This window comes from Streptomyces sp. NBC_00252 (assembly GCF_036187565.1).
In the GTDB taxonomy this organism is placed as follows: domain Bacteria; phylum Actinomycetota; class Actinomycetes; order Streptomycetales; family Streptomycetaceae; genus Streptomyces.
In genome coordinates, this window is the sequence record NZ_CP108087.1 from 3549909 (window position 1) to 3563780 (window position 13872).

The 13872-nt window shown below is 69.1% G+C and carries 14 protein-coding genes and 3 pseudogenes; 10 read left to right on the top strand and 7 right to left on the bottom strand.

Translation table 11 applies throughout. From position 1 onward, the window contains the following. The first annotated feature begins 31 nt into the window (after positions 1-31). The 4 genes from OHT77_RS15185 to OHT77_RS15200 all read left to right on the top strand — a co-directional run bounded on the left by OHT77_RS15185 (position 32) and on the right by OHT77_RS15200 (position 5137). Positions 32-385, top strand: coding sequence for a hypothetical protein (locus tag OHT77_RS15185; RefSeq protein ID WP_328828941.1), 354 nt, complete (start codon positions 32-34; stop codon positions 383-385). Positions 386-566: 181 nt separating this feature from the next. After that, the gene (locus OHT77_RS15190; protein ID WP_328828942.1) at positions 567-1844 is read left to right on the top strand and encodes an EfeM/EfeO family lipoprotein; all 1278 of its coding nucleotides are present in this window, start codon (positions 567-569) and stop codon (positions 1842-1844) included. After that, positions 1841-3058 carry an iron uptake transporter deferrochelatase/peroxidase subunit gene (efeB, locus tag OHT77_RS15195; protein WP_328828943.1) on the top strand — a complete coding sequence of 406 codons (1218 nt, stop codon included), beginning with the start codon at positions 1841-1843 and terminating at the stop codon, positions 3056-3058. The genes OHT77_RS15190 and efeB overlap by 4 nt, the downstream gene beginning before the upstream one ends. 198 nt (positions 3059-3256) lie before the next feature. Beyond that, positions 3257-5137 (top strand): phospholipase C, encoded by a 1881-nt coding sequence (locus tag OHT77_RS15200; protein WP_328828944.1) that lies wholly within the window; start codon positions 3257-3259, stop codon positions 5135-5137. A 169-nt stretch (positions 5138-5306) separates the two neighbouring features. Here OHT77_RS15200 and OHT77_RS15205 read toward each other — a convergent pair whose 3' ends face one another. Both OHT77_RS15205 and OHT77_RS15210 read right to left on the bottom strand, forming a co-directional pair. Further along, positions 5307-5660 (bottom strand): sensor histidine kinase, encoded by a 354-nt coding sequence (locus OHT77_RS15205; RefSeq protein ID WP_328834245.1) that lies wholly within the window; start codon positions 5658-5660, stop codon positions 5307-5309. After that, positions 5633-5755, bottom strand: a complete 123-nt coding sequence (locus OHT77_RS15210) for a hypothetical protein (protein WP_328828945.1) — start codon at positions 5753-5755, stop codon at positions 5633-5635. Before OHT77_RS15210 ends, OHT77_RS15205 begins: the two co-directional genes overlap by 28 nt. 201 nt (positions 5756-5956) lie before the next feature. On the opposite strand from OHT77_RS15210, the gene OHT77_RS15215 reads away from it, so the two are divergent. The 5 genes and pseudogenes from OHT77_RS15215 to OHT77_RS45015 all read left to right on the top strand — a co-directional run. Beyond that, positions 5957-6271, top strand: coding sequence for a PadR family transcriptional regulator (locus OHT77_RS15215; RefSeq protein WP_328828947.1), 315 nt, complete (start codon positions 5957-5959; stop codon positions 6269-6271). Then, positions 6268-7065: a hypothetical protein gene (locus OHT77_RS15220; RefSeq protein ID WP_328828948.1), complete on the top strand. Its 798-nt coding sequence runs from the start codon at positions 6268-6270 to the stop codon at positions 7063-7065. The genes OHT77_RS15215 and OHT77_RS15220 overlap by 4 nt, the downstream gene beginning before the upstream one ends. 280 nt (positions 7066-7345) lie before the next feature. Then, positions 7346-8025: pseudogene (locus OHT77_RS15225) on the top strand (IS5 family transposase); the annotation flags it as partial. A gap of 141 nt (positions 8026-8166) precedes the next feature. Next, a complete protein-coding gene (locus tag OHT77_RS15230; RefSeq protein WP_328828950.1) occupies positions 8167-8538 on the top strand; it encodes a BlaI/MecI/CopY family transcriptional regulator in 372 nt (123 codons plus the stop codon). 431 nt (positions 8539-8969) lie between these two features. Then, a pseudogene (locus OHT77_RS45015) lies at positions 8970-9344 on the top strand (transposase family protein); the annotation flags it as partial. Here the strand turns inward: OHT77_RS45015 and OHT77_RS15235 are convergent. The 5 genes and pseudogenes from OHT77_RS15235 to OHT77_RS15250 form a co-directional block, all read right to left on the bottom strand. Further along, positions 9304-9984, bottom strand: a complete 681-nt coding sequence (locus OHT77_RS15235; RefSeq protein WP_328828952.1) for a hypothetical protein — start codon at positions 9982-9984, stop codon at positions 9304-9306. The pseudogene OHT77_RS45015 and the gene OHT77_RS15235 overlap by 41 nt on opposite strands. After that, the gene (locus tag OHT77_RS15240) at positions 9981-10487 is read right to left on the bottom strand and encodes a sigma-70 family RNA polymerase sigma factor (RefSeq protein ID WP_328828953.1); all 507 of its coding nucleotides are present in this window, start codon (positions 10485-10487) and stop codon (positions 9981-9983) included. The genes OHT77_RS15235 and OHT77_RS15240 overlap by 4 nt, the downstream gene beginning before the upstream one ends. A 31-nt stretch (positions 10488-10518) precedes the next feature. Continuing rightward, positions 10519-10710: pseudogene (locus tag OHT77_RS45020) on the bottom strand (hypothetical protein); the annotation flags it as partial. A gap of 339 nt (positions 10711-11049) precedes the next feature. Continuing rightward, positions 11050-11712 (bottom strand): response regulator transcription factor, encoded by a 663-nt coding sequence (locus OHT77_RS15245; RefSeq protein WP_328828954.1) that lies wholly within the window; start codon positions 11710-11712, stop codon positions 11050-11052. Beyond that, the gene (locus OHT77_RS15250; protein ID WP_328828956.1) at positions 11709-12872 is read right to left on the bottom strand and encodes a sensor histidine kinase; all 1164 of its coding nucleotides are present in this window, start codon (positions 12870-12872) and stop codon (positions 11709-11711) included. The genes OHT77_RS15245 and OHT77_RS15250 overlap by 4 nt, the downstream gene beginning before the upstream one ends. A gap of 117 nt (positions 12873-12989) precedes the next feature. On the opposite strand from OHT77_RS15250, the gene OHT77_RS15255 reads away from it, so the two are divergent. Then, positions 12990-13790, top strand: coding sequence for a COG4705 family protein (locus OHT77_RS15255; protein ID WP_328828957.1), 801 nt, complete (start codon positions 12990-12992; stop codon positions 13788-13790). Positions 13791-13872: the final 82 nt, after the last annotated feature.

A 13872-nucleotide genomic window follows, 5' to 3' on the forward strand; every position in this document is an offset into this window, starting at 1 on the left:
CCTGCAGGCGATACAGACGATCCTCGCACCGGTGAGCGACGAGGACCGCGTCACCGATTCCTTTCGCCGTCATCTGATCGCCGACGGATGGACCGTGGTCACCCCCACGGACCGGTGGACCGACGTCGAGGCCGTACGCGGCGAGGAGCGGCTGATCGCCGAGGCGAAGGGCCGCACCCAGGAGAAGGGGATCGACGCCGACATCGCCCACGGCCAGTTGCTGCGCCGCATGACGAGCAACTCCCCGAACATCCGCTACGCGCTCGTCGTACCGACATCCTCGCTGTGGCATGCGCAACGCGTCCCAGCCCACATCCGGCGACTGCTGCGGATCGACCTGTACGAGGTGACCCACGACGGACAGGTGAACCATCGCCCCTCCTGACCAGCCCACGGCCGGAACCCGCCATGAGACCGCCATGCTTGTGGACGAGTGGATGAACCACGGGCGAATTCTCGATCGCCGTCCGGTCAGAACAGGGTCAAGAGGCCCGGTCAGGGCCCTGCGGCCTGCCTAGGATCAAGAACACCGCTCCCGTTCGTACGACTCCCTCTGGAGGCCCGGCGTGCCCGACACCAAGCGCGGCGCCGAAGCCGAACCCGGTCCGATATCGCCCCCGGATCCAGCACCGGCATCGTCTGCCCCCGCCGCCCGCCGCCGTACCGTGCTGCTCGCGGCGGGTGCTCTCGTGGCCGTGGCGGCCGTGGGGGCCGGAGTGCTCGCGGCCCGGGGATCCGGTTCGAGCGCGCGGCCAGCCGCCGCTGCCGACGGGCTCCCGCACACCACCGTCGAGGTCGCGACCTCCGGGTGCGGCAGCGGCTGGACGCACCCGCAGGCCGGTCACCAGGTCTTCGAGCTGCACAACACGTCCAGTACGGCAGCCGAGGTGTATCTCACCGACGCGAAGACCGGCGCCGTTTACGGCGAGGTCGAAGGGTTGGCTCCGGGGACCGTCCGGCCGCTCGGGGTGACCCTCGGGAATGGTTCGTACGCCTTCAAGTGCCTGCCCGACGATGCCGACGCCGTGACCGGGCCCACCGTGCGGATCACCGGCTCGAAGGTGAAGAGCGGGCCCGCCGCCGTGCCGATCACGCAGCAGGAACTCATCCCGCCGACGCTCGACTACCAGAAGTGGATCGAGGCCCGAACCGTCGAACTCGCCCGGAAGACGGACGTGTTGCGCGCCGCCGTCGACCGGGGCGACCTCGGCGCCGCCCGTAAGGCGTGGCTGCCCGCGCATCTCGTCTACGAGCGGATGGGCGCCGCCTACGGCACGTTCGGCGACTCCGACGGGGCGATCAACGGCACCACGGCCGGACTCGCGGGCGGCGTGCACGACGCCGGGTTCACCGGGTTCCACCGGGTCGAGTACGGGCTGTGGCACGGCGAGTCGGCGAGCGGGCTGCGCGGTCCGGCCGATCAACTCGCCAAGGACGTCCACGCGTTGGAGAGCAGCTGGCCCTCCCAGCGGATGGATCCGTCCGACACCGGGCTGCGGGCGCACGAGATCCTGGAGAACACCGTGCAGTTCGAGCTGACCGGCCGCACCGACTACGGCAGCGGCACCAACCTGGCCACCGCCCGCGCCAACCTCGACGGCACGCGCGTACTGCTCGGGTATCTGAGCCCGCTGCTGAAGACCCGGGACTCGGGGTTCGCCGAACTCGGTACCTGGATGGACCGCGCGCAGCACACCCTGGACGGCCTGGACCACTCCGGCAAGTGGACGCCACTGACTCAACTCACCCGTCCGCAAAGGGAGAAGGTCGACGCCGACCTCGGTGGACTGGTGGAGCGGCTGGCCGACGTGGCCGCTCTCACGGACGTACGGAGGACCGCGTGAAGCGCGGATACGAGGTGGGCCGCCGGGGTTTCCTGGCGAGTGCGGCGGCCGTGGCCGGTGCCGGGCTGGTGGCCGCCGACCGCGGTGCGGCCGTCGCAGCGGTGCAGGGTGCCGCGAGCGTGCCCTTCCACGGGGCGCATCAGGCCGGGATCATCACCCCGGCCCAGCGCGCCACGGCGTTCGTGTCCTTCGACACGACGGCCGCCGACCGGACCGAACTCATCGACCTGCTGCGGACGTTGACCGACCGGGCCCGCTTCCTCACCGCCGGCGGCAGCCCGGAGGACCTGGGCATCACCGGCCCGCCCTCCGACTCGGGCACGCTCGGCCCGGACCTCCCGGCGGACCGGCTGAGCGTCACCGTGGGCGTCGGTGCCTCGCTCTTCGACGACCGCTACGGCCTGGCGAAGCTCAAGCCCCGCCGCCTGACCGCGATGCCGTCGTTCCCGGACGACGACCTGAACGCCGCCTGGTGTCACGGCGATGTGAGTGTGCAGTTCTGCGCGGACAGCTCGGACACCGTGCTGCACGCGCTGCGCGACATCACCCGGCACACACGCGGTGGTCTCCAAGTGCGGTGGCGGACCGACGGGTTCATCAGTCCGCCGCGCCCCTCGGGGACCCCGCGCAACCACCTGGGCTTCAAGGACGGCATCTCCAACCCCGAGGTGACCGACGCCCGCGCGATGAACGACCTCGTGTGGGTGGGCAATAGCAGCGGAGAGCCGGACTGGGCGACCGGCGGAAGCTATCAAGTCGTACGCCTGATAAGGATGTTGGTGGAGTTCTGGGACCGGGTCTCCATCACCGAGCAGGAGCGGATGTTCGGCCGCGCCCGGGACACCGGTGCCCCGCTGGACGGGCACCACGAGAAGGACACGCCCAACTTCGCGCAGGACCCGCAGGGCGATGTGATCCCGCTCGACAGCCACATCCGGCTCGCCAACCCGCGCTCTGCGCAGAGTGCCGATCAGCGGGTCCTGCGGCGGGGCTACAACTACGACCGGGGCATGGACAGCAACGGCAACCTCGACATGGGTCTGCTGTTCTGCTGCTACCAGCAGGATTTGGCGCGGCAGTTCGAGAACGTGCAGAAGCGGCTGGCCGGTGAACCGCTGGTCGACTACGTCTCGCCGTACGGCGGCGGGTACTTCTTCGCGCTGCCCGGGGTGCGGGACACGTCCGACTGGCTGGGCCGCACCCTGCTGACCTGAGAGACCGCCGATCTGAGACACGGGTCAAGAACAGGCCAACAAACCATGAGAATCTCCTGACCCGCCGTTCGCCTTGACGTCATTGCCGCTCCCCCGGGCCGCCGCCACCATTGCGCAGGATCCGGCTGTAGATGGCACAAACATCGAATCTGTGGGCCGGGCCCTGGACTTCGATGCTCCCTCGGAAGGCGAGACAGCATGATCGGCACAGGAAGATCCTCAGGTGGGCGACGTCAGGTGACGCGCATTGGCGCCTTGCTCGGCGCTGCCGCACTGGCGACCGCTGGCGGGGCCGTCCCCGCGTCGGCGAACTCCGGCGGTCACCACCCCTCCGGCACCCACACCGCGACACCGATCAAGCACGTGGTCGTGATCTACGACGAGAACGTCTCCTTCGACCACTACTTCGCCACCTACCCCGAGGCCGCGAACACCGACGGCACGAAGTTCAAGGCCGCAGCGCACACGCCGAAGGCCGACAACCTGCTGAATGCCGGGCTGCTGAAGAAGAACCCGAACCTCTACACGCCCACCCGGCTGAGCAGTTCGCAGGCGATGACCTGCGACCAGAACCACTCCTACGGCCCCGAGCAGTACGCGGCCGACGGCGGCAAGGCCGACAAGTACGTCGAGAACACCGAGGTCAACAAGTGCACCGGCCTCTTCGGTGAGCCCGGCCTGGTCATGGACTACTACGACGGCAACACCGTCACGGGCCTGTGGAACTACGCCCAGCAGTACTCCCTCAACGACAAGTCGTTCAGCTCGGTCTACGGCCCCTCGACGCCCGGCGCCCTGAACCTGGTCTCCGGTCAGACCCACGGCGTGATATCCGTCGACCCGGCCTCCGGCACCGAGAACCCGAAGCAGACGACGACCCCGGACTCGTACGCCGTGGTCTCCCCGAACGCCAAGGGCGTCGGCACGGTCATCAACGACCCCGACCCGGCCTTCGACGACTGCTCGGACAAGGACCACACGAGCACCAACGCGCTCGCGGCGATGCAGGGCAAGAACATCGGTGACCTGCTCAACTCCAAGAACGTGAGCTGGGGCTGGTTCCAGGGCGGCTTCCGGCCCAGCACCGCGTGGGACGGCAAGAGCGGCAACTACGCCAAGTGCGCCGGCACCACCCACACCAACGTCGGCGGCGCCGCAGTGGTCGACTACAGCCCGCACCACTCACCGTTCGAGTACTACAAGTCGACGTCCAACCCGCACCACCTGGCCCCGAAGTCCATCGCCGAGATCGGCCACAACGGGCGCGCGAACCACAACTACGACCTCACGGACTTCGACGCCGCTCTCAAGACCGGCAACCTCCCGGCGGTCAGCTTCCTGAAGGCGGCCGAGTACCAGGACGGGCACGCCGGTTACTCCGACCCGACGGACGAGCAGAACTTCCTGATCAAGGAGATCAACGCGCTGCAGCAGTCTCCGGAGTGGAAGTCCACCGCTGTCGTGGTCGCCTACGACGACTCCGACGGCTGGTACGACCACGTCACTTCGAAGGTGCGCAACGGCTCCACGGACTCAACCGTCGGTTCCAACGGCAAGGCCCTCGACAGTGCCGCCTGCCAGTCCGGTCCGGCCGCCAAGGGCGGCTACGCGGACCGCTGCGGGCCGGGCACCCGGCAGCCGCTGCTGGTCATCTCGCCGTACAGCAAGGTCAACAAGGTCGACCACACCGCCACCGAGCAGGCGTCGATCACCCGGTTCATCGAGAACAACTGGCACACCGGCCGCATCGGTGACGCGTCCTTCGACCAGCGGGCCGGCAGCCTCACCCACATGTTCGACTTCAAGCACCCCAACAACAAGCAGGTGCTGCTGAACACGGACGGTTCCGTGAAGTCGGTGAAGCGGATCCCGCACTACACGCAGACGGCCTCGTCCGCGTCCGACCTGGCCGCGTACAACCAGGACCTCGCCGCGCAGAACGTCTCCTACTCCGGTTCCACCTCAACGAGCCTGCCGATCGCCATCGCAGCCGGCATCCTCACCGCCGGCGCGGCGACCACCGCGTTCGCCCTGCACCGCCGCAAGGCGCGCACCCGGGGCGCGACCACGGCTGTGTGACCACTGCGGCGTGACCGCGCAACACCCCTGCGGACGGCGGGGTCCCTGCTCACGGGCCGGGACCCCGCCGTCCCCGCATACGCTCATCCGGGCAAGACCCACAGGCCCGCAACGTGCCGGCTGCCGGGCGGAAGCCTTGGCCGACAGCAGGTGAACCCTGATGCCAGGGTCAATGGTGTGTCAGCCTATCACCGGACGGCCGGGCGGCGCCGTCGCGCGGCAGCCGGATGACGATCCGTGTCCCTGCGGCGGATTCCGAGAGGGCCGTGACGGTGCCGCCGTGCGCGGTGATCAGTTCTTTCACCACGGCGAGGCCGATGCCGCTGCCGCCGCTGCGGTTCCGGGCGGCGCTGCCGCGCCAGAGCCGGTCGAAGACGTGCGGGAGTTCGTCGGCGGGAATGCCGGGGCCGTCGTCGGTGACCTCCACGAGTACCGTGTCGCCTTCGGCGGATGCGGTGACGGTGTCGCCGGGGCGGCAGTAGCGGGCCGCGTTGCTCAGCAGGTTGCCCAGGGCCTGGTGGATGCGGTCGGCGTCGGCGTGATGGGCAGCGGGTCGGTCACGATGCGGGTGCGGACGGTGAGTCCGGCGGCGCGCAGTTTGGCCTCCCGGTCGGTCACGGCACGGCGTACGAGGTGGGCGAGTTCGACCGGGGCCGTGTTCAGGGACAGCCGGGCCGATTCGGCCTCGGACAGTTCGGCCAGGTGTGGTGTCTCATCAGGTTGGATCCACGGTGTCGTCGGACGTGCGCTGAAACGGCCCAGAAACTCGTACTCGATATACGCTTGTCTTTCGTACTCGATACATGGTCCACTGACGGCATGACACCCATTCGGCTCACCAAGCCGACGATCGCCGTCCTCGAGACACTGCTCTCCACGACGGACGACACTCCGGCCTGGGGACTCAGCATCTGCCGCGACGCCGACCTCGGCCCCGGCACCGTCTACCCCATCCTCGACCGTCTCACCGAACGGGGCTGGGTCACCAGCCGCGAAGAGACAAGCGCGCACCCCGGGCGGCCAGCTCGTCGGTTCTACGAGCTCACGGCCAGCGGGCGTCAGCATGCGACTGCTGCGCTGGAAGCCCGTGCCTCGCGCCGCTCGCGCCTTGGACTGGCCGGAGGTGCGGCATGAGCGTTCCTCGCCACGAAGTGTTGATCGCAGAGAACGTAAAGCTGGCCTTCGGCTACCTCACCGAGCGTGACATCACGTCTCTGGCGAGGGCAGTGGAGGGGCTCGCGCATCTGGGTCTTGAGTTCAGGTCCGTGCAGCAGGTCAGCCAGTCCACCAACACGGTGCTGCTTCGGCACACTGACACCCGCTGGCTCCTTCACGTCACATCGAGGCTGCGCCTTCAACTGGCCACCGCACCGCATCACGAAAACGGGTGCACGTTCCTGGTCGTCGGCCTGGACGGCGTCAACGGATCTCTGGCAGAACTGAAGGCCAAACGGGCGCGGGGGAAGTCTCACCGCATCGCGCCTCGGCCTGCGCTGCGCGCGACCGGTCTCGCCGCTGCCCTGGCTGGCTCGCGCCGACCCCATCTCATGCGGGACTGGTCGGCTGTTCTGGCAGGCTCCCCTGACGACGGGGTGAAGCTCACGCCGCTGCAACAGTACTGTCTTGCGCTCGGATTCCTGTGCGCCGCGGTACACATGCGGGTCCGCGACCTAGCTCGGCCTCTCTGGCGGCCCGTCGACTGGCTCCTGAGGAAGTCGTCCCGCACCAACGGGTTCATCGCCACCCTCGTGGGAGCACAGGCTATTTACATCGTCGGGGACGACGGCCTCGTCGCGCTCGTAGCCGAGGTGTGGGAACCGTGCACCTTCTTCGCGGCCGCGCTATACGGGCTCTCGCGCTGGCTACGCCACATCCGAGGCATCGTTCCAGACGAGAGCGCCAGCAAGCACCTGCGCGCTGACGACTGAAGACAAAGACGCCGCCCTACGTGGCATGGCGGGCCTTCGGTTGACCCGACGAGCAGACTGACGGTTCATGGTCGGTACACCTCGACCCGCGGGCGTGGCCGGTCAAGGAGGGCGACACCATCGAGGACGAGACCGGCTGGTCCTGGACCCTGACCAGCACCCGGAGCCACATCGTGCCCGGGTACTCCGGGTTGGACTCAGGAGTCGAGAAATGGCTTACTGGCTCTAATAAAAGCTGTCGATCATGTGACTGTTGGCTTGTCCGCTCGTTGGTCTGGTCGTGGGGAAACGCCAGTCGCGACCGTGGATCGTGTCGGATGAACTCTGGTCGCTCATCGAGCCGTTGCTGCCCGAGCCGACGCCGAAGCTGGTCGAGGGCAGACCTCGAGTGCCGGACCGCCAGGCCCTGTGCGGGATTCTGTTCGTCCTGCATACCGGCATCCAGTGGGAGTACCTGCCGCAGGAGCTGGGCTTTGGCTCGGGGATGACCTGCTGGCGGCGCCTGGCGGCCTGGAACGAGGCCGGCGTCTGGGATCAGCTGCACGTGGTGCTGCTGGAGAAGCTGCGGTCGAAGGACCAGCTGGACTGGTCGAGGGCGGTGATCGACTCCTCGCACGTCCGCGCGGCCCGACGGGGCCCAAAAGCGGACCCAGCCCGGTCGACCGCGCACGTCCGGGCAGCAAGCACCACCTCATCGTCGACGGCCAGGGCATCCCGCTCGCGGTGTCGCTGACCGGCGGAAACCGCAACGACGTCACCCAACTCGAGCCTCTGCTGGACAAGATCCCGGCCGTCGCGGGCCGGGTCGGCAGACCCCGCCGACGCCCCGACGCGCTGCTGGCCGACCGCGGGTACGACCACGACAAGTACCGTCGCCTGCTCTGGCAGCGAGGGATCCGCCCCGTGATCGCGAAGCGAGGCGAGCCGCACGGCACTGGCCTGGGCATATTCCGCTACGTCGAGTGGGAGGCGTTCCCGGGCTTGTGCGCCCTTACCTGTCCGTCGGCTCGGCGGCGTCATGCTTGCTCAGCTCGGGCGAGGGCGGCGCCCGCCCCGACGTCATCATGATCACCGCCGACCGGGACATGTGAGGACCTTCCCATGACCCACGCGAGTTACGAGAGGCGGTCGGCCGGCGAACTTGGGACCGCCGTCATGGTCGCGCTGTGGGACGCCGGGGCACCGCTCATGCCAGGACGGGTGCGGAGCGAACTCGGCTTCGGCCTGGCCCGGATGACGGTGGCGACGACGCTGGCCCGTCTGTACGAGAAGGGCGTCGTCAGCCGAGGGCGCCAGGGGCGCGGCTACGTCTACCTCCCCGTGGAGGACGCCCCGGGCCTGACTGCCCGGCGCATGCACACCGAACTCGACCGGGACACCGACCGGGAGACGGTCCTGGCCCGCTTCGTCGCCCAGCTCAGCTCCGGCGACGAGCGGCTCCTGCGCCGGCTCCTGGACCGTGACGGGCGATGACCACTGAGCTGCCCGTACCGCTGGCCCTGCCGCTCCGCGCGCCGCAGCTGCGCCGCCGGACGCTCGACCGGGTCGTTCCCGCCGCCGCGCAGGTCCTCTCGGGGCGGCGTTCCGTCCTGGATCGGAACCAGATTGGCACGCCCACAGGCTGGATGCGTTGTCGCAACCCAGGCGACCGGCAACGCGGGCATACGACCTCACCCGCGATTGATCGAGGTGCGGCCGTGACATGACGAGGGCCGCACGGGTTCTTCAGGCGTGAACAAGGAGTGGGCCCGCGCGGCCTTGTCCAATCCTGCCTTCTGCGGTGTGAGTTGCTCGATGAACTCGAACCCCAGTGGCAGGCGCGCTGCGATTGCGGGCGTCAAGACCGGCGCCGTGGTGCTCGCCGCAGGTAGGCCGGCGCGGGACCGAAGTACGAACTCACTTTCCGTGACCGGCTGGTGGTCACGCTCGTCCACCTGCGCAGCGGCCTCACCCACGAGGCGCTCGCCGTGGCCTACGGCGTCGGCTCCTCGACTGTCGGCCGGGCGATCGCCGAGCTACGCCAGTGGGCACTGATGCGCAGATTCACCGGATGCCGCGAGACCTGCACGCAGACCCACCGGGCAATCGCCGGCCTGATCTCTGACCGCGCTGCCCCACGCGACCCACCCGCCGCGAGCACAGCACCGAATTCGTGCTCGCCCGCGATCCGGCCGGCTGACCATCCACCAGCCGAACCATCAGGCCCGCATACCCACAGATCACTCGCGGGTGCGGTTGTCAGTCGTGCGTCGGCGCCTGGGTGGTGCAGTTCAGGGTGACGCCGGTCGGGACCAGGCGCTCGACGGAGCCGGGTCGGCCCCCGCTGGCGGCCAGCTGGGCGGCGTTGAGGTAGCCGATGAAGAGCTGCTTGCCCGCGGGCATCGCCGAGGGGGTGAACACCAGGTCGACCCTGCCGTTGCTCTGCCGTTCGCCTTTCATGACCTGCGTGACTCCGGGGCCCTGGCCGTGGTCCAGGCTCGCGTCGTCGCCGGGCCCCAGGCAGAACTCGCCGACCTTGATGGTCACCGGGAGCCCGGCCTTGGCCAGGGCCGCCTGGAGGCCGGCGTGGTCGCTGAAGTACTTCGCCTTGTCCCAGCTGACGTGGACCGTGCCGTCAGTCTTGGTGTCCACGCTGAACGCGACGGTGTGGATGTGCACGGAACCCGCCCCGGTGCTGTTCCCGGCAGCGGGCGGGGCGGTCGCCGGATTGCCGTAGCTGCTGACGCCGAGCGCCAGCCCGGCTGCCGCCGCGGCGACGAGGGAGACCTTGGCGAGGCGCTGCCGCCGGGACCGGGCCCGGCCTGCCGCGGCGATCCGCTCGACCGGGGCGTCCATGGTGACGCCGTCCATGGACTGCCGCAGGGCGCCCAGGACCTGCTCGGCCTCGGTGGTGTCCTCGTTCATGCTGTGCGGGCTCATGGCCTGACCTCCAGATTGTCCGTGCTCACGAAGTGGCCGCGCAGGGTCGCGACGGCCCGGGCCAGATGGGCGGTGACGGTTCCGGGTGCTATCCCCAGAGCCGTGGCCGTGGCCTTGGTGTCGAGGTCGAGGAAGACCCGGAACGCGATCACCTCGCGCTGCCGCTGCGGTAGGCCGCGCAGCGCGGCGAGCAGGTCGGGGTCCAGCCCGGTGTCCGGACCGCGGTCACGGGCGGCGACCTCTGGGGTGTCGGGGACGATGTCGATGGCGACCTCGCGCCGCCGTCTGCGCCACCACGACACCCGGGTGTTGAACGCGGTCCGGACCACCCAGGCGCGGGGCGCGGGGTGCCGGCGCACCACGTGCCACGACGTCCAGGCGCGGGTGAACGCCTCGGCGACCAGGTCCTCGGCCAACTGCCGATCACCCACCCCGGCCAGCACCGCCCGCAGGCAGACGTCCCGATTGGCCTCGTAGAACTCGCTGAACTCCAACTGCTTCACACCCCCTGAACGCTTCGGGGCCGCGATCGGCTTACCTACTCTGGTGGCTGGCTCCAGCGGCAGTCGTCCAAGGCGGAGTTGAGGCCGGCGTGACAGCGGGTCGTCCGGGTGGGTCCAGGCTGAACAGCTCCCGTGCGTGGGGCAGCCGGTACCTCAGGGCGTCGGGCTGGATCGTCAATCGTTGCGCAGTCTCGCCGACGCTGCCCACGGCGCCCAGCCATGCGGTGAGCGAGGCGGCGTAGGCGGTGCCCCGGGTGCGGTCGTGGTCGGCATGGCGTCGATGCCCGGGTGGCGCAGTCGCGAGAGGCCCTCGTCATGTCTGGGCCGCACTTCGATGAATCGCGGGTGAGGTGGATAGGCCGACTCGGCGCACCGTCAGGGTCTGCCCCCGAGTGATGCCTCTTCGCAGTCCGTAACTGAGTGCCGTAGGCCGGGACGAGCGTCTACCCGTCCTGTGCCTGGATGCGGGGTCATCCCATCCGCCGGCTCCTGACGACCGGCCAACCTCACGCAACGGCACCCGCAACCCGACAACCGATCACGAGAATGGCGAGACTGGAGGCTATCCGCCGTGCGTGCGCAGCTGGTGTTCGTAGGCGAAGATGACGACCTGGACCCGGTCGCGGAGCTGCAGTTTGGTGAGGATGCGGGTGATGTGGGTCTTGACGGTGGCCTCGGTGAGGAAGAGACGTTCGGCGATCTCCGCGTTCGACAGTCCGGCGGCGATGAGGTGGAACACGTCCTTTTCGCGGGCCGTCAGTCGGGCGAAGAGTGCGCCTGCGTCGTCTGCGCGGGGCCACGGGGCGATCTGGGCGAAGCGGTCGACGAGACCGCGGGTGATGCGCGGGGTGAGGACGGCGTCGCCGGAGGCCACGGCCCGGATCGCCGCCTGGAGCACGGCCGGGACGACGTCCTTGAGGAGGAATCCGCAGGCACCGGCGCGGAGGCCCTCGAAGGCGTACTCGTCGAGGTCGAAGGTGGTGAGGATGAGGACGCGGGAGGCTGTGTGGGAGGTGATGCGGCGGGTCGCTTCGATGCCGTCCATGACGGGCATGCGTACGTCCATGAGCACCGCGTCCGGCCGCGTGCGCCGCGTGAGGTCGACCGCTTCCTGTCCGTTGGCGGCTTCGCCGACGACGGTGATGTCCGGCATCGTGTCGAGGAGGCTGCGGAAGGCCATGCGGATGAGTGCCTGGTCGTCGGCGAGGAGAACCGAAACCGTCATTGCGGTTCCCCCAGCTTCAGCTCGCCCGAGACGACCCACCCGGACACGGTGGGACCCGCCCGGAGGTCGCCATCGAACATCGCGACCCGTTCCCGCATCCCGGTCAACCCGTTGCCGGCGCTTCCTTCCGAGCGGCCCCCGGGGGCGGGCCTGCCGTCGTCGGTGACACTGAAGCCGACCAGGTCACCGCCGCATTGCAGGACGACGTCCACCGTCGAGGCGTCCCGCGCGTGCTTGACGACATTCGTGAGCGACTCCTGCAGGATCCGGAAGAGCGTCGTCTGTGCCTCCGCGCTCAGGGTCTCCGGGCTGCCGGTCTCGGTCAGCCGGACGTCCAGGCCGGTGCCGCGGGTCTCGTCCACCAGGGCCTTGAGCGAGCCGAGGTCGGGCTGCGGGGCCCGGTCACCACCGTCGTCGGCCCGCAGGACGCCGAGGAGGCGGCGCATTCCGGCGAGGGACTGCCGGCCGGTCGACGCGGCCTGGAGCATCTTCCCGCGGGCACCTTCCGGATCGGTCGCGGTGGTCGCCGCCGCGGCCTCGGAGAGGGCGACGACGACGACCAGGCCGTGGGCGACGATGTCGTGCATCTCCCGCGCGATCCGGGTGCGTTCGGCCGCGGCGGCGAGTTGAGCCTGCTGGGCGCGCTCCTGTTCCAGGCGTTGCGCGCGGTCCTCGATGGAGGCGAGATAGCGGCGCTGGGCCCGCACGGTGGTGCCGAGGAAGAACGCCGCGGCGGCCAGCCCGCTGAGGATGACGAAGGCGTCGTTGATGCTTCCGGCCGGGGCGAACCGCACCGCCACCAGGACGACACCGAGTTCGACGGCCGCCGCGGCGGTGAGCGAGTGCCGCAGACTGCGGTGGGCGGCGACGGTGTAGAGCGCGACGAGCACCGCGAACTCGGAGAACGAGACCGTGTCGAGCGCCCACGTCGCCATTGCCACGGCCCAGCAGAACCAGAACACGACGACCGGTGCCCGGCGGCGCAGCACGAGGGGACAGATCACCGCGATCGCCAGCACCCAGTTCAGTGCGCCGGACCGGTTGTAGAGCAACTCGTGCGACGCGGCGACGGCGCACAGGACGGGCGGCCCGAGCAGCAGTATGAGGGAGAGCGGCGGGCGGTCCCGGAACAGTCGGTGCGCCGGCTGGAGGTGCTTCACCCCGCCGACATTACGGACGGGCGGTCCCGGGGGCGTCAATCGAAGGTCTTACATCCGCCGGAAAATGACCACCATCGTTGGATGTGCCGGTCCCGGGGTCGCTTCTAGCTTCGCGACATGAGAACACGACCAGCAACCATGGCCATGAAGGTGCCGGAGATCGCTCTCATCTTCTGGATCGCGAAACTCTGCACCACTGGATTCGGCGAGTCCTTCTCGGACTACGTCTTCTTCAACGACTACATCGGACAGCATGCGGCCATGCTCATGGGCCTCGGCCTGCTCCTCGTGTGCCTGGCCGTGCAGTTCGCCACCACGAAGTACACCCCGTGGGTCTACTGGCTTGCGGTGACGGCGGTGAGTATTTTCGGGACGATGTCGGCGGACTTCCTGAACAAGGATCTGGGGATGCCGCTCTACGCCTCCACGCTGATGCTGGTGGCCGTCCAGATCGGTGTCTTCGCCGCCTGGTACGCGACACAGCGCACACTGGACGTGCACAGCATCAACAACCGTCTGCGTGAGCTGTTCTACTGGCTGACCGTCCTGTGCACCTTCGCCCTGGGAACAGCCGCGGGCGATTTCGCGGCCGTGACCCTGGGACTCGGCACCCTGGCCTCGTCCTTCGTCTTCCTGGGGATCATTCTGATCCCGGCAGCCGGCTATCGCTGGTTCCGTCTCAACGAGGTCCTGGCTTTCTGGTTCGCCTACACCATTACCCGCCCCCTGGGCGCCTCCGTCGCGGACTGGCTTTCCGTACCTGCCCCTTATGGGGACGGACTTCAATTGGGTACGGGACCCATCAGCCTCGTCCTGGGAATTCTCCTCGCGGGAGTCGTCGGAATGATCGGCACACGATACCTCCGGGCCGATTCCCTGGAAGCGGCGCCTATGGAGGCAGCCGCCGAGGAGCGTTGACTGCGCCCTGGTGTTTCAGGTGGTAGCCGTCACGGCTCGGCAGGGTGGTGATGCGGGGGCAGGCCGCTGGAGTGCGCCGAGA